Genomic DNA, 19,048 nt, shown 5'->3' with positions numbered 1-19,048 from the left:
GAGTTATGCAACCTCGGTCTTTCGAGCCATCTTTGCCGCGTATGCCGCGGCAGCTTCGCGCACCCAGGCGCCTTCATTGTGTGCATCGCGGCGGCGCTGCAGGCGCTGCGCGTTGCAGGGCCCGTTGCCGGCGATGACTGCCTTGAACTCAACCCAGTCCAGGTCCATGTGCTTCCACGTCCCGGATTCCTCGTCAAAGCGCAGCTCGGGGTCCGGCAGGGTCAGACCCAGCACCTTGACCTGCTCGACGATCATGCCGACGAAGCGTTGGCGCAATTCGTCGTTGGAGAACCGCTTGATCTTCCACGCGGTGGACTGGCCCGAGTTCGGGGAGTCGGAATCCGGCGGACCGAACATCATCAGGGACGGGGCGTAGAACCGGTTGATTGCGTCCTGCGCCATCTTCTTCTGCGCTTCGGTGCCGTTGGCCAGCTCGAGCAGGATCTCAAAACCCTGGCGCTGGTGGAAGGATTCCTCCTTGCAGATGCGCACCATGGCCCGGCCGTAGGGGCCGTAGGAGGCGCGGCACAGCGGGACCTGGTTGGCGATGGCGGCGCCGTCGACCAGCCAGCCGATGGCGCCCATGTCGGCCCAGGAGCGTGCCGGGTAGTTGAAGATCGAAGAGTACTTGGCCTTGCCCGTCATCAACTGGTCGTTGAGCACATCGCGCGGGGTGCCGAGGGTCTCGGTGCCCGAATACAGGTAGAGGCCGTGACCGGCTTCGTCCTGCACCTTGGCCATGAGAATGGCCTTGCGTTTGAGCGAAGGGGCCCTGGTGATCCAGTTGGCCTCCGGCTGCATGCCGATGATTTCGGAGTGGGCGTGCTGTGACATCTGCCGCGTCAGGGTCTTGCGGTATGCCTCGGGCATCCAGTCGCGCGGTTCGATGCGGGAATCCTCGGCAATGATCGCGTTGAAGCGATCCTGCCCTGCTTGCTCCTCAGGAGAAAGTACCGCGGATAGCGATCCGCCGCTTTCTTGCTGTGCAGCCATAGTGCTCACCTCACTGTGACAAAAAGATTATTTACTGACCGTTCGTTCAGGATATGCGGACGAACGCCTTTTCGTCAATCGCCGCAGGACCGGAAGCTCCCCGCAATGCCCGCGGCTCAGCGGACACCCCCCCCTGCACGCCGAGGACCGCCGCCGATCGAGCAGGGGAAGGCCGCTCGGCCGGAAAAGAAGTTTTCGGTCCACGGAGCTACCGAAGCGGCCGGCGTCACGTTTGTGACGCGACAAGTCGCCGGCACCGTTTCACTCGTCATGAAACGCAATGGACGACGCGCCGGGGCCCGCCTGCGTGACGCAACAAGTCGTTGCGTGCCCCGCCGTGACGGACCCATGGCCAGGGGCTATCCCCTCGACGCAGAATTGACCATCCCCGGAACCCCTCCCCCTGGCGGGGCAGGAAAACAGCGGCACCAGCAGGTGCCAAGCCAGCACGGAAAGCCATCGCATGATCAGCCTGAAAAACCTCACCAAGGTCTACGGACACGGAGACACGTCCGTCACCGTCCTGGACAACCTGGAGATCGACGTCGCCACCGGCGAGATCCTCGCCATCGTGGGCCCCTCGGGTGCCGGAAAATCCACTTTGGCCCAGTGCATCAATCTCCTGGAACGCCCCACCTCCGGACAGGTCATCGTCAACGGCGAAGACCTGGCCCGGCTTTCGGAACGCAAGCTACGGGTCGCCCGGCGCCGCATTGGCACCATCTTCCAGTCCGCGAGCCTGCTTTCACGCCGCACCGCCGCGGAGAACATTGCCCTGCCGCTGCAGTACCTGGGCGTGACCCCGGCCGAGACAAAGGCCCGGGTCGCCGAACTGCTCGAACGCGTCGGCCTCTCCCACCGCGCCAACCACTACCCCTTCGAACTTTCCGGCGGCCAGCTCCAGCGCGTGGGCATTGCCCGTGCGCTGGCCCTGCGTCCCTCAGTATTGCTCTCCGACGAGGCGACCTCGGGGCTGGACCCGGAAACCACGCGCTCGGTCGTCTCGCTCCTGCGCCAGCTGCGCGACGACCTGGACCTGGCGGTCGTGTTCATCACCCATGAAATGGACACCGTGCTGCACGTGGCCGATTCCGCTGCCCGGCTGGAAAACGGCCGCATCACCGAACAAGGGTCGCTGGTGGACCTGCTCACCGACCACGACTCGGCCCTGGGCCGGGCGCTGCAGCCACGGCTGTCCCCCGCCGATCCCGGGGCAGGTTCGCGGGCATGGCACGTGACCTACGATTCACGCACCGTCCCGGCGGATTGGTTGCAACGCGTCTCTGCCGACCTCGGCGAGCCGGTGGCCTTGCTGGCCGCCACCATCCAAAGCATCGACGGGACCAGCACCGGCAACGCCACCGTGGGGCTGCGCGCCCCCGAGCCGCTGGCAGCCGCGGCGTTTACCCGCCACGGCCTGCGCCCGGTTCCCCGCGAGGCCGCCGCCCCCGCGGTCCAGCCCGCACCACGAATCACGGAGGAGCTCCAATGGGCCTAGGCATTCCTGCCGCGGTGCAGATCCGCGCACTGTCCGACACCCCCCTGCCCGAGCTTCCGGCGCTGCTGGTGCCGGCACTCGGCGAGACCCTGGCCATGGTCGGCATCGTCATGCTCATCGTCGTCGCCCTGGGCACGCCGATCGCCGTGGCGCTGCACAACATGGCACCCGGCGGGCTCTATGAGCACCGGGGCACCTACTCGGTGCTGAGCTGGATCGTGAACATCGGCAGGTCGCTGCCGTTCCTGGTGCTGATGGCCGCGATCGTCCCGTTCACCCGTTTCGTCACCGGCACCAACATCGGCATTGCCGCCGCCGTGGTGCCCATGTCATTGGCCGGCATCCCGTTCTTCGCCAGGCTCGTGGAGAACTGTTTGCGCGACGTCCCGCGCTCTGTCACCGCCGCGGCGCGCGCCTCGGGCGGCTCGCCGCTGCAGATCATCCGCAGCGCGCAGCTGGGCGAGGCCGTTCCCGCCATCCTGGGCGGGCTGACCATCAACACCATCGCCATGATCGAATACTCGGCCATCGCCGGGACCATCGGCGCCGGCGGGATTGGCTACGTCGCGGTCACCTATGGTTACCAGCGCTTCGACCAGACCGTCATGCTCGCCACGGTCATCCTGCTGATCGCGCTGGTCACCATCGTCCAGCTCACCGGCGACGCACTGGTGCGGGCGACCACCCCGCACCTGCGCCGCCGGGCCTAGCCAATACGGCGCCCACCCACGCATTCCCCCTTTGTCTCTTCTAGCAACACTCATCCGTTCACTCCCGCGCCCGAAAGGCAGTTCCACATGACCATCACCGACCCCAAGACCGCCACCGGGCCCGAGTCCCACGGCTTCACCATCCAAAAGAAAAAGAAGTGGCCCTGGACCCTTGGTGCCATCGCCCTCGCCGGAGCCATTGCTGCCGCAGCGATCATCAGTTCCAACGCCGGGGACAAGTCACCGAACACCGTTGCCGGAGCCACGCTCACGGTCGTCACAGCGGAAGGCAACCACGCCGAGCAGGCGCTGGTGAACTTCGTGGCGGAGGAAATCGCCCCCAAGTACGGCATCAAGGTGGCCTTCAAGGGATTGGCCGATTCGACCACGCTGAACCGCGCGGTATCCACCGGCGAGGTCGCCGGAACGATTTACCAGCACAAGCTTTGGCTCTCCCAGGTGCTCGAGGCCAATCCCGACTTCAAGCTCGCAGCGGCCACGCCGGTGTTCCGCTGGGGCTTCGGAATCTGGAGCGCGAAGTACCAGTCGATCGACGAGATCCCCAACGGGGCAACCATCTCCCTGTACTCCGACCCGGCCAACGAGGCCCAGGGCCTGTGGCTGCTGGAGCGTGCAGGGCTGATCAAGCTGGCCGACGGCGTGGACAAGTGGAAGGCAACCCAGAAGGACATTGCCGAAAACCCCAAGGACCTGAAGTTCAAACTGCTCGACTTCGCCGCGCAGTCCCGCTCCCTGCCGGACCTGGATGCAGCGGTGGGCTACACCGAGTACTACGTCGCGGCCAAGGTTCCGCTGGAGCAGCAGATCTACGCCCCGGCGGCCCCCGACGAATTCGCCGGTCAACTGACCATCGGCACCGACTTCCAAGACACCGAAAACGTGAAGAACCTCGTCAAGGCGTTCCAGGATCCCGCCGTACAGGAATTCCTTCGCACCGATCCGGCCGTGAAGGACCTGCTGGTGCCCATCGCCGCCGAATAGAACTCGCGGGAAAATGAGCAAACCCCCGTGGGCGCCGGATTCAACCGGTGCCCACGGGGGTTTGCTTCGTTGGTGCCCTGGAGACTAGGCGGCGATGCGGCCCGGGATGAAGCGGTCCACGGAGATGCGTCCGGCGCCCAGCAGTGCGATGGCTGCGGCACCTGCGGCCAGTGCCAACACCAGCTCGTAGCCACCGGCTTCAACGAAGACACCGGCCGAGATGTGCACCAGGAAAATTGCGCCGAGCATGTTCGCGGTCAGCAGGACGGCGAAGATACGGGTGAGTACACCGAGGATCAAGGCGATGCCGCCAACGATTTCCAGCGTTGCCACCACGGGGGCCACCAGCCCGGCCGCGGGAATGCCCATCTGGCCAAATGCCGCGGTGGTGCCATCGAGTGTGAACTGGAAGTACTTCTGCCAGCCGTGGGCGGCGAAGAGGAAGCCGATGACGACGCGCAGGATGGTCTGTGCGGCGGTTGCCAAGGCGGGGTTCTTAATTGCGCTGTCCATGAAAAATCCTTTGGTCGTTTCGTCACGATGTCCCATCCGCTGGGGGGCTGGGGTCGTGGCGGGCCGGTTCATCCGTTCCGCAAGTTCCCCTTAACCATGACACAACATTAGTTGAATCTTCAAGCGATGTGAGCTATGCCTCGCGTCACAGAAGGAAAAACCCCCATCTTCCCGGTGCTGGACATCCCCCGGGAAACCCCAGTATCGCGGCCCAAACCAGCGGCCATTGAGGATTCTCGCAGGTTGGCTTGAGACGATGGCCAGCATGGTTTCCCGCTCCACGCTTCTTCGTTTCATTGCCGTCCCTACACTCGCCCTCCCCCTGGCAGGCTGCGGCGTTCCGCTGAGCACGCACTGGCAGGGGTACCCGGCGAACTCAAAGGCGGAGTCCCAGGACGCGCCAAGCGCCACGGCTGAACCCACAGGCCCCGACTGCGCCAAGGTCAAGTGCGTGGCGCTGACCTTTGACGACGGGCCCGGACCCCACACCGAGGCGCTGCTCGACATCCTCGATGAGCACAACGCCAAGGCGACGTTCTTCCTCATCGGCAAGGACGTCGCAAAGCATCCGGAAATTGTGCGTGACGAATTGGCCAGGGGGCATGAAATCGGAAACCACACATGGTCCCACCAAGACCTCGCGAAAATCTCCCCGGCCGCCGCCCAACGCGAATTGCAAGAGGGCCGCGAGGCCATTGAGAAGGCCACCGGAGCCGCCCCGACGGTGATGCGTCCCCCCTACGGCACGATCACGGAGAGCCTGAAAAAGGCGCAGACCGTACCCGTGGCCCTGTGGAGCGACGACACCCTGGACTGGAAGACGCGTGACGCCAAAAAAACCATCAAGGCGGCCCAAAGCGTCAAGCCCGGATCCATCGTCCTGATGCACGACATCCACAAATCCACCATCGATGCCATGCCGAAGATCCTTGAGGACCTCGATTCCCAGGGCTACCATTTCGTCACCGTCAGTGATCTTGTCGGCAAGCCCAATCCGGGGGTCGGATACAAGACCGGCCAGCAACCGCCGACGAAGGATTGACCCCTCCGGCCAACCGCGGTGAAAACACGAAAGCCCGCCTTGCCTCGCTGGACCCCGGGACGGGGACCGCAGGCAGAGCGGGCTTTCGCTGTAGTCAGGGAAACTCCCCCCTAGAGGACCTTCGAGAGGAACTCCTTGGTGCGATCCTGCTGCGGGTTGCCAAAGAGCTCGGCTGGCGGCCCCGACTCGCAGACGACGCCGGCATCCATGAAGATCACCCGATCCCCGATTTCCTTGGCGAAGCCCATTTCGTGGGTCACCAGGACCATGGTCATGCCCTCCTTGGCCAGGTCGCGGATGACCTGCAGCACCTCGCCGACCATCTCCGGGTCCAGGGCGCTGGTTGCCTCGTCGAAGAGCATGATGCCGGGGTTCATGGCCAGCGCACGGGCAATGGCCACGCGCTGCTTCTGGCCGCCGGAGAGGGACGCCGGACGGGCGTCGGCCTTTTCCCGCAAGCCCACGCGGTCAAGCAACTTCAGTGCCTGCTCGCGGGCCTCGGCCTTGGTCGCCTTCTTCAGTTCCACCGGCGCCAGCATGATGTTCTCGGCCACCGTCATGTGCGGGAAGAGGTTGAAGTGCTGGAAAACCATGCCCACATGGCGGCGCACCTCGTTGATGTCGACCTTCGGGTCGGTAACATCGAAGCCATCCACGATGACATGGCCACCCGAGATTTCCTCGAGCTTGTTCAGGCAGCGCAGCAGCGTTGACTTGCCCGAGCCCGAGGGCCCGATCACGCACACGACCTCGCCCTCGGCGATGTCCACGTCGATGCCCTTGAGCACCTCGTTGTGGCCGAAGGACTTGCGCAGCCCCTTGACCGCGATCTTCGCCTCGCGCGGCGAGGCGACGGTTGCTTCACTCATTTGTTGAACTTCCTATCCGCGAAGTTGGCCAATTTGGTCAGCGCCATGATGGCGACGAAGTAGATGACGCCCACGATCAGCAGCGTCTCGGTGACCCGGAAGTTGGACGCGTAGATCTGCTGGCCCTGGTAGAGCAGCTCGGTGAAGCCGATGGCCAGCAACAGGGAGGAGTCCTTGAGCATGATGATCAACTGGTTGATCAATGAGGGGGTCATCATCTTGAAGGCCTGCGGGACCACGACCTTCTGCATGGACTTGCCGTAGCCCAAGCCCAGCGAACGGGAGGCTTCCAGCTGTCCGGGATCCACCGACTGGATGCCGCCGCGCACGATCTCCGCCACGTAGGCGCCGGAGTTCAGCGACAGGGTCAGCACGCCGGCAACCCAGATGCTCATCGGCTGACCGGTCAGCTGAGGTACGCCGAAGTAGAACATGAAGGCCCAGAGCAGCAGCGGGGTGCCGCGGAAGACGTTCACGAACGTGGTGGCGATGCCGCGCAGCACGATGTTGTGGGAGATCTTCATGAATCCGGCCACCAGGCCCAGCACCATGGCGACGGCGAAGGAAATGGCAGTCACCAGAATGGTGTTGCCCAGGCCCTGCATCAACGCGGGGAACGACTCGGTGAGCAGCTCCCAGAACGTGGTGGGAACAGCTGCGGTGGGATCGGCGAGGTACTTGTCCAGGATCTGGTCGTACTCGCCGCTGGCCTGCAGCTCGGCCAGGCCGTCGTTGAAGGCGGCCAGCAGGGCGGCGTTCTTGCCCTTGTCCACCGCGAAGCCGTAGGAGCCGCCGGGAACCTTGTCGGTCACCGTGGTCAGCCCGTTGTTCTGCGCCACGCCGTAGGCGAGCACCGGGTAGTCGTCAAAGACGGCCACGGCGGAACCCGACTTCACCGATTCGTACATGGTGGCCGACTGGTCCAGCGACTTGACGGTGAAGCCGTACTGGTCGGCAATCGACTTGGCGTAGGTTTCGCCCTCGGACCCGGTCTTGGCGACCACGGTCTTGCCCTCAAGATCCTCGTAGCCCTTGATGGATTCATCGTTCTTGGCGATCGCCATCTGGATGCCCGACTCGAAGTACGGCTCGGAGAAGTCGTAGATGTTCTTGCGTTCGTCGGTGATCGACATGCCGGCAATGACGCCGTCGACCTGGTCCGAGGACAGGGCCTGCAAGGCGGCATTGAACCCGAGGGAACGGATTTCGACCTCGAAGCCCTCCTTTTCGGCAATGGCGCGGATCAGGTCCATGTCGATGCCGGTCAGTTCGCCGTCTGCCCGGAACTCGAACGGGGCGAAGGTGGTGTCGGTGCCGATGACGAAGGTCTTGCCTTCGACTCCGGAGTCGGCGGGCGTTGCCAGGGCGGCGCCGGCGCCCCCCAGCAGCAGGAACATGCCCGCGAGCCCGGCAATCACCGCCCTGAACCAGGTCCGTGGACCTCGAGTCTTACTGGACGTCTTCAAGGGTCGTTCACTCTCCTTATGTTTGCAGTCTCCGCCCTCGGTGTATGAGGGCGCTAACACGGGTCATAGCCTAGGTGCTGGTGACCAACGGCGATACCACCCACGCGGCGCGGTGGCCACGTGGGTTGGGCATCGCGCGATGTGGGTTACATCGCGGCAATGCACAAAACCACACATCATATCGGTGACCGCAGCACTCGCGGAATCCGGAAGTCCTCCCACCGCGTGAAGAGCATGCCTCCGGGCCCGCGCACGGACGCCGCCCCGCGCTCATCGATTTCGAAGGACATCTTTTCGCCGTACCCGGCGAAGCCGTTGGTGTCGGCGGACTTCAAGGTGTTCGAGTCCACGTATTCCAGCGGCCGTGCCGTCGCCGGCTTGGGTGTCTGGCCGGGGGTGAGCCAATAAAGCTTGCCGCCAAGTTCGGCGATGTCGATAACGTCCCAGAGCGAAGCGAACCGTCCGGTAAAGCGCCGAAGCTCCGCAGTTTCGACCCCCGCCCAGGAATCCGGCACCGGAGCCTCTGCGAGCGCCGCGAGGGCAAAGAGCGCTTCGCCCCAGGCAGCGGCCGGACCGTCGACGGCGTTGGTGAGCATGCTGAGCACCACCCCGGTCTTGGGCACCGCCCAGGAACGGGTGATGTGCCCCGGGTAACCGCCACTGTGGCCGAAGGACTGCCGTTCGGCGACCTGCTGCACGATGAAGCCCAGCCCGTAGCCGCGCCCCGGCGCCCCGGAGTCTTCGGCTCTGCGCTGCATGCGGCGCTTGGAGTCGTTGTCCAGCACGCTCGGGCTGGCGTCCAGGAGATGGGAGCCGAGGTAGGCGGCCAGGTCCCTGGCCGTGGAATAGAAGCCGGTGGCCGGCGCAAGTGCATGGGTGGCGATGTGCTCGATTTCGGTTCGGTCCGCCAGCTCGTGGCTGCTTCCGGCGAGCGCCAGCGGCCCGTAGCCGGCGGCGAGCCCGGGTTCCCGTGCGTCGAGGTCGACGCCGGTGTCCAAAAGCCCCAGGGGTGCAAGGATGCGCTCGCCCACGACCTCGGCGTAGCACTGTCCCGTTGCCGCCTCGATGACCAGTCCCAGCAGCCCGTAGCCGATGTTGCTGTACTTGAAGTGTTCGTTGCGTTCGAGCACCTTGCCCCGCCGGGCGATCTCCAGCACCTCCGATGTGCCGGGAAAGGGGCGGTCGAGGGTCCAGAAGTCTGCATTGTCCCCGTCGCGAACGATGCCGGCGGAGTGGGAAAGCAATTCACCCACCGTCACCTCTGCCACTTCGCTCCCGGCCAGGTCGGCGATCCAGGTTCCCAGCCGGTCTTCCAGCGAGAGCTTCCCGTCCTGCTGCAGGATCATCACCGCGGTGGCGGTGAAGGTCTTGGAATGGGAGGCGACCCTGAACAGGTGGCCGTCGGTCATGGGTTCCGGCGGAGAAAGCCGTGCGTAGCCGCCGCTGAAGGAACCCACCAGTTCCTCGTGGACGGCCACTGCCGCCTGGTACCCGGGCTGCCGGGACAGCGCGCGGTCGAACTCCAGGAAGTCCGGTGCGTATTCCAGCACGGATTCCCAGGTCTCCCTGGTCGATGGTGTCTCCCGCGCCGCATGCCCTGTGCCCATGAAGCCATCCTGCCACCCCGTGCCAAGTGGCCGGTGTATTGACTCCCCCTGCCATGGCGCAGCCGCCGCCCGCCGCCCGCGGCCAACGATTGGGCAGCCGTTAACCGCGGCGCAATGTTCCCGTTCCCGGGGTGGGCTTGGCTGGGTCCCATGGATATCTCCCCGCCCCGTCCCGATCGCCGCTCGCTGCTGAAGGGCGCAGCCGCGCTCTCCGCCCTCGCGGCAACAACCCTGGCCGCCCCTTCCGCCCTGGCCGCTCCGCGGCCCTCGGCCGTGCCCTTGGCAACCCGCCGGATGTTGCTGCCCTCGGGCATCTCCACCGGGGACGTCTCCACCAACTCCGCCGTCCTGTGGTCCCGCGCCTCCGGGCCGGGGCGCCTGCACGCCGTCCTGCGAGCCGAGGACGAGCAGGGCAATCCGTTGAAGGGGCGCTTCGCCCGGAAGGTGGAGTTCATTGGTTCGCAGGCGCATGCGGGCACCGATTTCACGGCCAAGATCCATGCCCGGGGACTGCCCGCGGGCACGCGCTTTGACCTGGAGCTGTACTTTGAGGACGAAGCGGGCCGCCGCAGTGAACGCGGCAACGGTTCCTTCACCACCGCCCCGGCCCCCGGCAGGGGCAGGAACCGCGAAAGCGCGGCGCAGAGCTTCGTGTGGACAGCCGACACCGCGGGCCAGGGCTACGGCATCAACGAGGAGATCGGCGGGATGCGCGGCTATGCCGCCATGGCCGCGACGAAGCCCGACTTCTTCCTGCACTCGGGCGACACCATCTACGCAGACGGGCCCATGTCCGCCGAGATGACGGAGCCGGACGGGAACATCTGGCGCAACGTCATGACGGAGGAGGTCTCCAAGGTCGCCGAGACGCTCAACGAGTACCGCGGCCGCCACCGCTACAACATGATGGACGCCAACCTGCGCAGCATGTACGCGCACGTGCCGGTGATCGCCCAATGGGACGACCACGAGACCGTGAACAACTGGTACCCGGGCGAGAGGATCGACGACCCGCGCTACACGGTGCGCGACGTCGACACCCTGGCGGCGCGCGGCCGCCAGGCGTGGCAGGAGTACATGCCGATCGCCGATGCGCGCGCAATGCGCCCGGGCACCGGGTTCGAACCGGCGCGCATCTACCGCCACGTCCCGCGCGGCCCGCACCTGGATGTGTTCGCCCTGGACATGCGCTCGCACAAGGGGCCGAACACCGCCGGCCTGGAAACCGAACCGACGTCGTTGCTGGGCGAGGAACAGCTGGCCTGGCTCATCCGGTCGCTGCGTGCCTCCGAGGCGACGTGGAAGGTCATCGGCAACGACCTGCCGCTGGGGCTCATCGTGCCCGACGGCAAGGCCCAGGAGTCGATCTCCAATGCCGAGCACGGCGCGCCGCTGGGCCGCGAGCTTGAACTGGCCCGCCTGCTCTCGGCGATCAAGGAACACGACATCAAGAACGTGGTGTTCCTGACCGGGGACGTGCACTATTGCGCGGCGCACCACTATTCCCCCGAACGCGCCGCATTCTCAGACTTCAACGAGTTCTGGGAATTCGTGGCCGGACCCATCAACGCCGGCTCCTTTGGCCCCAACGCGCTGGATGGGACCTTCGGCCCGCGGGTCGACTTCCAGCAGGCAGGCCCGACCATGGCTTCCCCGCGCTCGGGCGAGCACCAGTACTTCGGCCACGTGGACGTTGCCGGTGACGGCTCGGCCTTCACGGTCAAGCTCATCAACGCCAACGGCGAGGTGCAGTACACCAGGACCCTGAAGCCGCGGCGCTGATCCGTCGCCCTACCCACCCAAGGGGGGCAGTTGGCGCCGGCGGGGTGGTTTTGTCCGCGTTGGGCGAAGCCGGGCGGCGGTTCGGGGCTGGTTCGGATTGAATGGAGGCATGAGCCACGCCGAGCACGCACCCGCCGCACCGCAGACCCCCAAGGTCCCCACCGTCCGCACCCACCACGGGGATGCCTTCACCGACGACTACGAATGGCTGCGGGACAAGGACAGCCCCCAGGTCCGCGCCCACCTCGAGGCGGAGAACGCCTACGCGGAGGCAGTCACCGCCGACCAGGCACAGCTGCGCGAGGCGATCTTCAACGAGATCAAGGCACGCACCGTGGAAACCGACCTCTCGGTCCCTGCCCGCAAGCGCGGCTGGTGGTACTTCACCCGCACCGCCGAGGGCTCCCAGTACGCCATCCACTGCCGCGTTGCAGCCACCGACACCGGGGACCTGAACGCCGACTGGACCCCACCGGCCATCGAGGCCGGCGTCACGATCGCGGGCGAGCAGGTACTGCTGGATGGCAACAAGGAGGCCGAGGGCAAGCCCTTCTTCTCCCTGGGCGGGATGGCCGTCACCGAGGACGGGAACCTGCTGGCCTACGCCCAGGACAACGCCGGCGACGAGCGCTTCACCCTGCGCATCAAGGACCTGGGCACCGGCGAACTGCTTCCGGACTCCATCGAAAACGTGTTCTACGGCCTGGCGTTCTCCCCCGACGGAACCCGCGTCTTCTACACCGTGGTCGACGACTCGTGGCGCCCCCACCAGATCAAGGCACACACCCTGGGCACCGACCCGGCCACCGACACCGTGGTGTTCCAGGAGGATGACCCGGGCATGTGGCTGGGCTTCGACCTCGCGGCCGACCGCACCGAGCTGCTGATCTCCATCGGCAACTCCGAATACTCCGAGACCCTGACCCTTGACCTGCTCGATCCCCATGCGGTCCCGGTCATGCTCGTCTCCCGGGAGCACCGCATCCTGCACTCGGCCGATCCGATCACGCTCGACGGGCAGCGGGCCTACGTCATCACCCACGACCGCGACGCCCTGAACAACATGGTCTCGCTGCTGCGCACGGACCAGCTGGCCCTGCCCTTCGCCCAGCAGCGCTGGGAGACCGTGCTCGAGCACCGCAACACCGTCAAGGTCGAGGGCACCGCCGCCACCGCCACCCACCTGGTCGTTTCGGTGCGCAAGGAGACCACCGAACGCGTCGTGGTCCTGCCACTGGAGGGCCTGGGCACCGCCGCCCAGCAACCGGCCGTGGAACCTGCCTTCTACGAGGAGCTCTACACCTGCTCGCTGGCCAATGCGGAACTCGAAGCGCCAATGATCCGGCTGTCCTACACCTCGGACTTCACCCCGGCGCGCGTCTACGATTACACCCTGGCCGACGGCACCCTGTTGCTGCGCAAGCAAACCCAGGTCAACGACTACGACCCGGCCAAGTACCGCGCCACCCGCGAATGGGCCACAGCGGCGGACGGCACCAAGATCCCGCTGACCATCCTGCGCCGGGCCGATATCACCAACGAAACCCCCCACCCGGTGCTGGTCTACGGCTACGGCAGCTATGAGATGTCCATGGACCCCGGCTTCGGCATCCCCCGGCTCTCGCTGCTGGACCGCGGGGTCGTGTTCGTCATCGCCCACGTGCGTGGCGGCGGCGAGCTGGGCCGGTCCTGGTACCTGGAGGGCAAGAAGCTGGCCAAGAAGAACACCTTCACCGACTTCGTGGACGCCACCAAGCACCTGCTGGACACCGGCTGGGCGGACCCGAAGCGCATCGTCGCCATGGGCGGCTCGGCCGGCGGCCTGCTCATGGGCGCCGTGGCAAACCTGGCCCCGCAGCTCTACGCCGGCATCATCGCCCAGGTCCCGTTCGTCGATGCGCTGACCTCCATCTTGGACCCGGACCTGCCGCTCTCGGCACTGGAATGGGAGGAGTGGGGCAACCCCATCGAGGATGCCGACGTGTACGAGTACATGAAGTCCTACAGCCCGTACGAGAACGTCGCGGCCCTGCCCTACCCGAAGATCGCCGCGGTCACCTCGCTGAACGACACCCGCGTGCTCTACGTCGAACCGGCCAAGTGGGTGGCGAAGCTGCGCGAGCAGACCACCGGCACCGCGCCCATCGTGATGAAGATTGAAATGGACGGCGGGCACGGTGGGGCCTCGGGACGCTACGAGGGCTGGAAGACCCGCGCCTGGGACTATGCCTTCGCCCTCGACACCCTGGGACTGAACCCCGCGGGGGCATGAACACACCGGAGATAACCAGCGCCCGCAGCGCGGGGTTCGCCATGAACACCGCGTTCCGGGCGCTGCTCACCGCGGCTTCCGACGCCACCGGCACGGACCTCGACGCCCTGATCGACGAGATCAAGGACCGGGAGCTGCTGGTCGCCGTCGACGAACACGGAGTCCCGACGGCGCTGGCCGCGTACCGGCGCCTGGATCGGCACGCAGTGGAAATCGAATACCTCGCCGTCGCCCCGCAGCAGCGGCGCGGCGGGGTGGCAACCGCACTGGTGCACCGGATCCGGGAGATTTCGGCCGCCATGGTCGTGGCACGCACCGACGAGGACGCCATCGGCTTTTACCGGGCCATCGGCTTTCACTGCACCGACACCCCGCCCGACCCCCGCCGGCCCGGTCGCCGCCGGCACCTTTGCGTGCTGCCCCACCCGCCGCTGGTGCGGGAGCCGGAACCCGATGACGGAAACGTCGAGTGGATCAGGGCGAAGCCCTCCCCTGTCCCGGTTGTGGTTCTCCCGCCGTCACCGACCTGGCCGCAGGACTTCGCTGCACTCGCCGGGGTGATCCGGCGCGCCCTCGGGGACCGAGCGCTGGCCATCGAGCACTTGGGATCCACTTCGGTGCCGGGACTTCCCGCCAAGCCGATCATCGACGTGGTGCTGACGGTTCAGGATCCGGACCGGGAATCGGACTATGTGCCGCTGCTTGAGGCGGCGGGATTCATTTTCCGCCTGCGCGAGTCCGGCTGGTACCGCCACCGGCTCCTGGTGTCCGGCCCCGATGCGGGCCTTCCGGCCGCCAATGTCCACGTCCTGGCTCCGGGCTGCCCGGAGACCGCCCGGATGGTTGCCTTCCGCGACTGGCTGCGCACTCACGAGGCCGACCGCGCCGCCTATTCCCTCATCAAGCGGGCCACGGCAGCGGCAATCAATGAACGCGGCGGCGGCACCGGGCTGGTCATGGACTACAACAAGGCCAAGGAACCGTTCATCCGCGCCCTCTACGCCCGGATCCACCAGATCCCGGCCGCAAGCGGACCCGACCGGCCCACGCCAAGACCGGACAGGTAGTCGCGCCCCGGGGACCGGACCGCAGACTCGGTTGCATGCAGGTGCGGCGCCGCTTCACGGACCCGGCGACGCTACCCTTGCTGGTGCTGCAGCTTGTGCGAGGTTTCGATGCTCGGCTTCATCGCCAGCAACGTTGCAACCACGGCTATTCCGCCACCGATCCAGGCCGTGAGTGCCGGGACATTGGCCCCGGCAAAGGACCCCAGCCCGGGCAGGATGATGGCCACCATGGCCGCCAGCAGTTGCCCCACCTCGATCCCGTACAGGTTTGGCCCGCCCAGATTGACCATGCCGACGGCAAACAACAGCGCCCCGGTGGTGATCAACAGCGGCACCGAATTCCCGATGCCCTCGGACCACAAGGGTGTCAATGCCATGACCAGGCCCACGACAACCACGACCCAGTCTTCCCAGCGCCTCCACCTACGCATCTACGCTCAACTCCTTCGGCACGATGGATTCATTCCATCTCCCAGTCTCGCCCCGGCCCCCTGGCTGCGTGAAGGGGCTTTCGTCCCGCGGCACCGAGGGAAGGCGGTTGGACACCTGCGGCCGATTTGCCGAAACATGGCGACGACATGTCCCGCGGAAACTCGGGAATCCGGCCCTCCCGTCTTGACTTATCTCACATTTCAGGATTACCTAATGATCGTTCGGTAAATAACTGAGAGGTCCTTCATGAGCGACACTGGCGTCGATGCACCGCTGATGCATCCCATCCTGAGAAACGACTATGCGGCCAAATGGTTGGGCATCGAGGTGCTGAAGGTTGCCGACGGGCACGCCACCATCTCCATGGAGTTGCGCCAGGAAATGCTCAACGGATTCGGCATCGCCCACGGCGGAATGATCTTCGCCCTCGCCGACACCGCATTCGCCATGTCCTGCAACCCGCACACCGGCTCCGCGGACACCATCACCGTGGCCGCCGGCGTCGACATCAACTTCCTCAAACCCGGCATCCCCGGCCGGACCCTGACTGCCGTGGCCAATCGCCGCCAGCAGTCCGGGCGCAGCGGCATCTACGACATCCAGATCCTCCAGTCCGTCCCCGGCGCAGAGGACGAGGTGTTGGCCGAATTCCGCGGCCGTTCCCGGACCATCCCCAAGCGCCCCTGAGCCCCTGAGCCCCCAAACACCCCCCACCTCCCACCTCCCACCTCCCACAACTTCGCACGTAAGGCCACATCATGACCCAGACTTCCACCCGGATCGAACTGCCCAACCCGTTGGATCCCGAAGAAACCATGAGCCGCGACCAGATCGAATCGATCCAGCTCACGCGGCTGCAGGACACGCTGGCCTACGCGTACGACAGGGTGCCGCTGTACAAGGAAAAGTACGACGGCGCGGGCGTTCACCCGAGCGACCTGAAGGAACTGGCCGACCTGGCCAAGTTCCCGTTCACCGAAAAGGAAGACCTGCGCAAGACCTACCCGTTTGGCATGTTCGCCGTGCCGCAGCACGAGGTCGCCCGCATCCATGCCTCCTCCGGCACCACCGGCCGGGCCACCGTGGTCGGCTACACCCAGTCCGACCTGGACGACTGGGCCAAGATGGGCGCGCGCTGCCTGCGCCTCTCGGGCGTAAAGCCGGGCTGGAAGGTCCACAACGCCTACGGCTACGGGTTGTTCACCGGCGGCCTGGGGGCACATGCCGCCGCCGAACGCCTCGGCACCACCGTGATCCCGATGTCCGGCGGCCAGACCGAGAAGCAGATCACCATGATCAACGACTTCGAGCCGGACGCGATCCTGTGCACCCCGACCTACTTGTTGACCATTGGCGATGCCATGCAGCGGGCGGGCCTGGATCCGCGCAAGACCTCGCTGAAGACCGCGGTGCTCGGGGCCGAGCCGTGGACCGAGGAAATGCGCCACGAGCTCGAGGTCATGTTCAACATCGATGCCTGCGACATCTACGGCCTCTCCGAAGTCATGGGCCCGGGAGTGGCCGGGGAATCCAACGAGACCAAGGACGGAAGCCACATCTGGGAGGACCACTTCCGCCCGGAGATCATCGACGCCTTCGACGAGACCAAGGTGCTGGGCGACGGCGAGCACGGCGAGCTGGTGTTCACCTCGCTGACCAAGCAGGCACTGCCGATCATCCGCTACCGCACCCACGACCTCACCCGCCTGTTGCCCGGCACCGCACGGCCGGGCCACCGCCGCATGGGCCGGATCACCGGGCGCAGCGACGATATGATCATCCTGCGCGGGGTCAACCTCTTCCCGTCCCAGATCGAGGAAATCGCCCTGCGCATCGATGGGCTTTCCCCGCACTTCCAGCTGGAGATCACCCGTCCCGGGCGCATGGACCAGCTCGCAGTGAAGATCGAACGCCGCGAGGACTGCACCTCCGACCGTGCCGAGGCCGCCGGCAAGGAGCTCGCCCAGCAAATCAAGATCCACGTCGGGTCCTCCTGCGCCATCCAGGTCGTTGACCCCGGCACGCTCGCCCGCTCCTCGGGCAAGCTGCGCCGCATCTACGACCTGCGCAACAAGTAGGGCGCCATGGTGACGGGGACGGAGCGCGACACCGCACTCCCGTCCCCGTCACCGTCTTCCCGCCACCGATTTCCGGACCGACCGTTCGTGAGAGAATGAGGAATCATGACTGCCAGCATTGCAAGCTCCTCACCGATCAAACGTGGACGCCCCGGCTACGACCAGGACTCCGTCCTGTCCATAGCGGTGGAAGTCTTCAACAAGCACGGCTACGACGCGACGTCGATGGGCAAGCTCGCGGAGAACCTGGGTATCAGCAAGTCCGCCATTTACCACCACGTCCCCTCCAAGGGCGATTTGTTGCGCTTGGCCCTTGACGAGGCGTTGGTGCCCCTCGAGGCCATTGCCGAGGACGAACGCGCAAGCGTGGGCACCGCCGAGGAGCGACTGAAGTTCTTCCTCCGCTCCACGATCCGGGTCCTGGTCAAGCGCCAGCAATACGTGACCCTGCTGCTGCGGTTGCGCGGCAACACCGAGATCGAGCGCGACGCGCTGCAGCGCCGCCGTGCCGTGGACCGCCGGGTATCGGACCTCGTGGTCGAGGCCCAGCGCGAGGGCTCCCTGCGCAACGACATCGATCCGCGCACCACCACTCGCCTGCTGTTCGGCACCATCAACTCGCTGGTCGAGTGGTTCCGGGAAGACGGAAACGTCACGGCCGAACAGGTCGAAGAGCATGCCATCACCATGATGTTCGATGGGTTACACAAGACCGACCGGTAGCCGCGCGCACAGCAAGACACGCTACGATCGATAGCTGAGGCATCGGACCGCCCCCATCGTTTTTCTTTGTGAATAGGCAGCATTCTTCGTGGACGAACTTTTCTATAATCTCTTCACCCAAGCCCCCGGAACGGATTCCGGAACCCAGGTGGCACTCTTTTCAGCTTCAGCGCTGCTCAGCTGCATTGCCATGGTGCTGTTGGCCCGGCGCAACGACCTGGGCTGGTGGGCCCAGATCCTGGCGGTTTTTGCCGGCCCCCTGGTCATCGCCCTGCAGTTCGAGGCTTCCATGCTCCTGTACGCGGTGCCTGCACTGCTGGCCGCGGCCTTTGGACTGTGGCGCTTCTCCCGCTTTGAAAACGCCGGCCGTTTTGGCCGCAAGGTCATCCAACGTGGCTTCAGCGTCAAGTCGTTGCTGATTGGCGCATTGCTCGTTGTGGTTTTCACTGCATTGCGGATGGGCCGCATGCTGACAACCGGCTTCATCTTCACCGACGGCACGGCATCCTTGTGGATTTCCTTTGCCGCCGAGTCCGCCCTGGTCGTGGCCCTCATCGGCATTGCGTGCGGGTACCGCTGGGCATGGTTGGCCAGCACGGTCTCGGCAATTGTTTACGTCGCCCTGCTTTTCAACACGAACCCCGCCTTGGCCCTGCTCGGCGTCACGGTCTTCCAGGCCCTGGCCGGCTTCTACGGCTGGTTTGCCTGGCGAAACCTCCCCGGCGAACGGTCCATCAACGCCGACGAGCCGTCAAACGCGAAGTATCCGCCCAGCCCCTACGCGGCATAGCAGGAGCCCGGCTCCGCTACGCGTGGCAATGGCCCGGAACCCCCTTGGTTCCGGGCCATTGCCGTCTCCATGCCGTGGCCGACTCCTAGATGATTAAGTCCTAATCATTTCAGTGGTCGTAGGCGGTTAGGGAGCGTTTGCGGGGTGCGTTGGTTTTCCAGTTGTGCCAGATTCCTGCCGCGAGGGCCAGGAGCTTTGACGCGA

Annotated in this window: 17 protein-coding genes and 1 pseudogene; 11 read left to right on the top strand and 7 right to left on the bottom strand. The window is 65.7% G+C overall.

Annotation, left to right across the window (positions count from 1 at the left end; genetic code table 11):
* Positions 1-3: 3 nt before the first annotated feature.
* Entirely contained in the window at positions 4-993 is a 990-nt protein-coding gene (gene paaA, locus OIU93_RS17735; protein WP_264271390.1) for a 1,2-phenylacetyl-CoA epoxidase subunit PaaA, read from the bottom strand.
* A 463-nt stretch (positions 994-1,456) separates the two neighbouring features.
* On the opposite strand from paaA, the gene OIU93_RS17730 reads away from it, so the two are divergent.
* The 3 genes from OIU93_RS17730 to OIU93_RS17720 all read left to right on the top strand — a co-directional run bounded on the left by OIU93_RS17730 (position 1,457) and on the right by OIU93_RS17720 (position 4,203).
* The gene (locus OIU93_RS17730; RefSeq protein WP_264271389.1) at positions 1,457-2,491 is read left to right on the top strand and encodes a methionine ABC transporter ATP-binding protein; all 1,035 of its coding nucleotides are present in this window, start codon (positions 1,457-1,459) and stop codon (positions 2,489-2,491) included.
* A complete protein-coding gene (locus tag OIU93_RS17725; RefSeq protein WP_264271388.1) occupies positions 2,482-3,201 on the top strand; it encodes a methionine ABC transporter permease in 720 nt (239 codons plus the stop codon). The genes OIU93_RS17730 and OIU93_RS17725 overlap by 10 nt, the downstream gene beginning before the upstream one ends.
* Positions 3,202-3,288: 87 nt before the next feature.
* Positions 3,289-4,203: a MetQ/NlpA family ABC transporter substrate-binding protein gene (locus OIU93_RS17720; protein ID WP_264271387.1), complete on the top strand. Its 915-nt coding sequence runs from the start codon at positions 3,289-3,291 to the stop codon at positions 4,201-4,203.
* 84 nt (positions 4,204-4,287) lie between these two features.
* On the opposite strand, the gene OIU93_RS17715 is transcribed toward OIU93_RS17720, so the two are convergent.
* Positions 4,288-4,716, bottom strand: coding sequence for a DoxX family protein (locus OIU93_RS17715; protein WP_264271386.1), 429 nt, complete (start codon positions 4,714-4,716; stop codon positions 4,288-4,290).
* Positions 4,717-4,972: 256 nt separating this feature from the next.
* On the opposite strand from OIU93_RS17715, the gene OIU93_RS17710 reads away from it, so the two are divergent.
* The gene (locus tag OIU93_RS17710; RefSeq protein ID WP_264271385.1) at positions 4,973-5,758 is read left to right on the top strand and encodes a polysaccharide deacetylase family protein; all 786 of its coding nucleotides are present in this window, start codon (positions 4,973-4,975) and stop codon (positions 5,756-5,758) included.
* Positions 5,759-5,868: 110 nt separating this feature from the next.
* Here OIU93_RS17710 and OIU93_RS17705 read toward each other — a convergent pair whose 3' ends face one another.
* The 3 genes from OIU93_RS17705 to OIU93_RS17695 form a co-directional block, all read right to left on the bottom strand.
* Positions 5,869-6,627, bottom strand: coding sequence for an amino acid ABC transporter ATP-binding protein (locus OIU93_RS17705; RefSeq protein WP_264271384.1), 759 nt, complete (start codon positions 6,625-6,627; stop codon positions 5,869-5,871).
* Positions 6,624-8,024: an amino acid ABC transporter substrate-binding protein/permease gene (locus OIU93_RS17700; protein ID WP_264271412.1), complete on the bottom strand. Its 1,401-nt coding sequence runs from the start codon at positions 8,022-8,024 to the stop codon at positions 6,624-6,626. Before OIU93_RS17700 ends, OIU93_RS17705 begins: the two co-directional genes overlap by 4 nt.
* Before the next feature lie 245 nt (positions 8,025-8,269).
* Positions 8,270-9,700 (bottom strand): serine hydrolase, encoded by a 1,431-nt coding sequence (locus OIU93_RS17695; RefSeq protein ID WP_264271383.1) that lies wholly within the window; start codon positions 9,698-9,700, stop codon positions 8,270-8,272.
* Positions 9,701-9,850: 150 nt separating this feature from the next.
* On the opposite strand from OIU93_RS17695, the gene OIU93_RS17690 reads away from it, so the two are divergent.
* The 3 genes from OIU93_RS17690 to OIU93_RS17680 all read left to right on the top strand — a co-directional run bounded on the left by OIU93_RS17690 (position 9,851) and on the right by OIU93_RS17680 (position 14,821).
* On the top strand, positions 9,851-11,482 hold the full coding sequence (locus OIU93_RS17690; protein WP_264271382.1) for an alkaline phosphatase: 1,632 nt from the start codon (positions 9,851-9,853) through the stop codon (positions 11,480-11,482).
* Positions 11,483-11,591: 109 nt separating this feature from the next.
* Positions 11,592-13,754: a S9 family peptidase gene (locus OIU93_RS17685; RefSeq protein ID WP_264271381.1), complete on the top strand. Its 2,163-nt coding sequence runs from the start codon at positions 11,592-11,594 to the stop codon at positions 13,752-13,754.
* The gene (locus OIU93_RS17680; protein ID WP_264271380.1) at positions 13,751-14,821 is read left to right on the top strand and encodes a GNAT family N-acetyltransferase; all 1,071 of its coding nucleotides are present in this window, start codon (positions 13,751-13,753) and stop codon (positions 14,819-14,821) included. Before OIU93_RS17685 ends, OIU93_RS17680 begins: the two co-directional genes overlap by 4 nt.
* Before the next feature lie 71 nt (positions 14,822-14,892).
* Here OIU93_RS17680 and OIU93_RS17675 read toward each other — a convergent pair whose 3' ends face one another.
* Complete coding sequence (locus tag OIU93_RS17675; RefSeq protein WP_264271379.1) at positions 14,893-15,252, bottom strand: hypothetical protein; 360 nt, start codon at positions 15,250-15,252, stop codon at positions 14,893-14,895.
* A gap of 247 nt (positions 15,253-15,499) precedes the next feature.
* Here OIU93_RS17675 and paaI point away from each other — a divergent pair, with 247 nt between their 5' ends.
* The 4 genes from paaI to OIU93_RS17655 all read left to right on the top strand — a co-directional run bounded on the left by paaI (position 15,500) and on the right by OIU93_RS17655 (position 18,844).
* On the top strand, positions 15,500-15,940 hold the full coding sequence (gene paaI / locus OIU93_RS17670; RefSeq protein ID WP_264271378.1) for a hydroxyphenylacetyl-CoA thioesterase PaaI: 441 nt from the start codon (positions 15,500-15,502) through the stop codon (positions 15,938-15,940).
* 71 nt (positions 15,941-16,011) lie between these two features.
* A complete protein-coding gene (locus tag OIU93_RS17665) occupies positions 16,012-17,331 on the top strand; it encodes a phenylacetate--CoA ligase family protein (protein ID WP_264271377.1) in 1,320 nt (439 codons plus the stop codon).
* Between the two features lie 105 nt (positions 17,332-17,436).
* Positions 17,437-18,054 carry a TetR/AcrR family transcriptional regulator gene (locus OIU93_RS17660; RefSeq protein WP_264271376.1) on the top strand — a complete coding sequence of 206 codons (618 nt, stop codon included), beginning with the start codon at positions 17,437-17,439 and terminating at the stop codon, positions 18,052-18,054.
* Positions 18,055-18,142: 88 nt separating this feature from the next.
* Positions 18,143-18,844 (top strand): nicotinamide mononucleotide transporter family protein, encoded by a 702-nt coding sequence (locus OIU93_RS17655; protein WP_264271374.1) that lies wholly within the window; start codon positions 18,143-18,145, stop codon positions 18,842-18,844.
* A gap of 109 nt (positions 18,845-18,953) precedes the next feature.
* Here OIU93_RS17655 and OIU93_RS17650 read toward each other — a convergent pair.
* A pseudogene (locus OIU93_RS17650) lies at positions 18,954-19,048 on the bottom strand (IS982 family transposase); the annotation flags it as partial.

It is taken from the genome of Paeniglutamicibacter sp. ZC-3, assembly GCF_025847175.2.
GTDB lineage: Bacteria > Actinomycetota > Actinomycetes > Actinomycetales > Micrococcaceae > Paeniglutamicibacter > Paeniglutamicibacter sulfureus.
Note: the sequence above shows the minus strand (reverse complement) of the source record. Positions and strands in the feature narration are given on the sequence as shown.

Bases quoted from the DNA above. Each gene is read 5' to 3' on its own strand.
- paaA (WP_264271390.1), bottom strand. From the start codon at position 993: ATGGCTGCACAGCAAGAAAGCGGCGGATCGCTATCCGCGGTACTTTCT.
- OIU93_RS17730 (WP_264271389.1), top strand. From the start codon at position 1,457: ATGATCAGCCTGAAAAACCTCACCAAGGTCTACGGACACGGAGACACG.
- OIU93_RS17725 (WP_264271388.1), top strand. From the start codon at position 2,482: ATGGGCCTAGGCATTCCTGCCGCGGTGCAGATCCGCGCACTGTCCGAC.
- OIU93_RS17720 (WP_264271387.1), top strand. From the start codon at position 3,289: ATGACCATCACCGACCCCAAGACCGCCACCGGGCCCGAGTCCCACGGC.
- OIU93_RS17715 (WP_264271386.1), bottom strand. From the start codon at position 4,716: ATGGACAGCGCAATTAAGAACCCCGCCTTGGCAACCGCCGCACAGACC.
- OIU93_RS17710 (WP_264271385.1), top strand. From the start codon at position 4,973: ATGGCCAGCATGGTTTCCCGCTCCACGCTTCTTCGTTTCATTGCCGTC.
- OIU93_RS17705 (WP_264271384.1), bottom strand. From the start codon at position 6,627: ATGAGTGAAGCAACCGTCGCCTCGCCGCGCGAGGCGAAGATCGCGGTC.
- OIU93_RS17700 (WP_264271412.1), bottom strand. From the start codon at position 8,024: ATGTTCCTGCTGCTGGGGGGCGCCGGCGCCGCCCTGGCAACGCCCGCC.
- OIU93_RS17695 (WP_264271383.1), bottom strand. From the start codon at position 9,700: ATGGGCACAGGGCATGCGGCGCGGGAGACACCATCGACCAGGGAGACC.
- OIU93_RS17690 (WP_264271382.1), top strand. From the start codon at position 9,851: ATGGATATCTCCCCGCCCCGTCCCGATCGCCGCTCGCTGCTGAAGGGC.
- OIU93_RS17685 (WP_264271381.1), top strand. From the start codon at position 11,592: ATGAGCCACGCCGAGCACGCACCCGCCGCACCGCAGACCCCCAAGGTC.
- OIU93_RS17680 (WP_264271380.1), top strand. From the start codon at position 13,751: ATGAACACACCGGAGATAACCAGCGCCCGCAGCGCGGGGTTCGCCATG.
- OIU93_RS17675 (WP_264271379.1), bottom strand. From the start codon at position 15,252: ATGCGTAGGTGGAGGCGCTGGGAAGACTGGGTCGTGGTTGTCGTGGGC.
- paaI (WP_264271378.1), top strand. From the start codon at position 15,500: ATGAGCGACACTGGCGTCGATGCACCGCTGATGCATCCCATCCTGAGA.
- OIU93_RS17665 (WP_264271377.1), top strand. From the start codon at position 16,012: ATGACCCAGACTTCCACCCGGATCGAACTGCCCAACCCGTTGGATCCC.
- OIU93_RS17660 (WP_264271376.1), top strand. From the start codon at position 17,437: ATGACTGCCAGCATTGCAAGCTCCTCACCGATCAAACGTGGACGCCCC.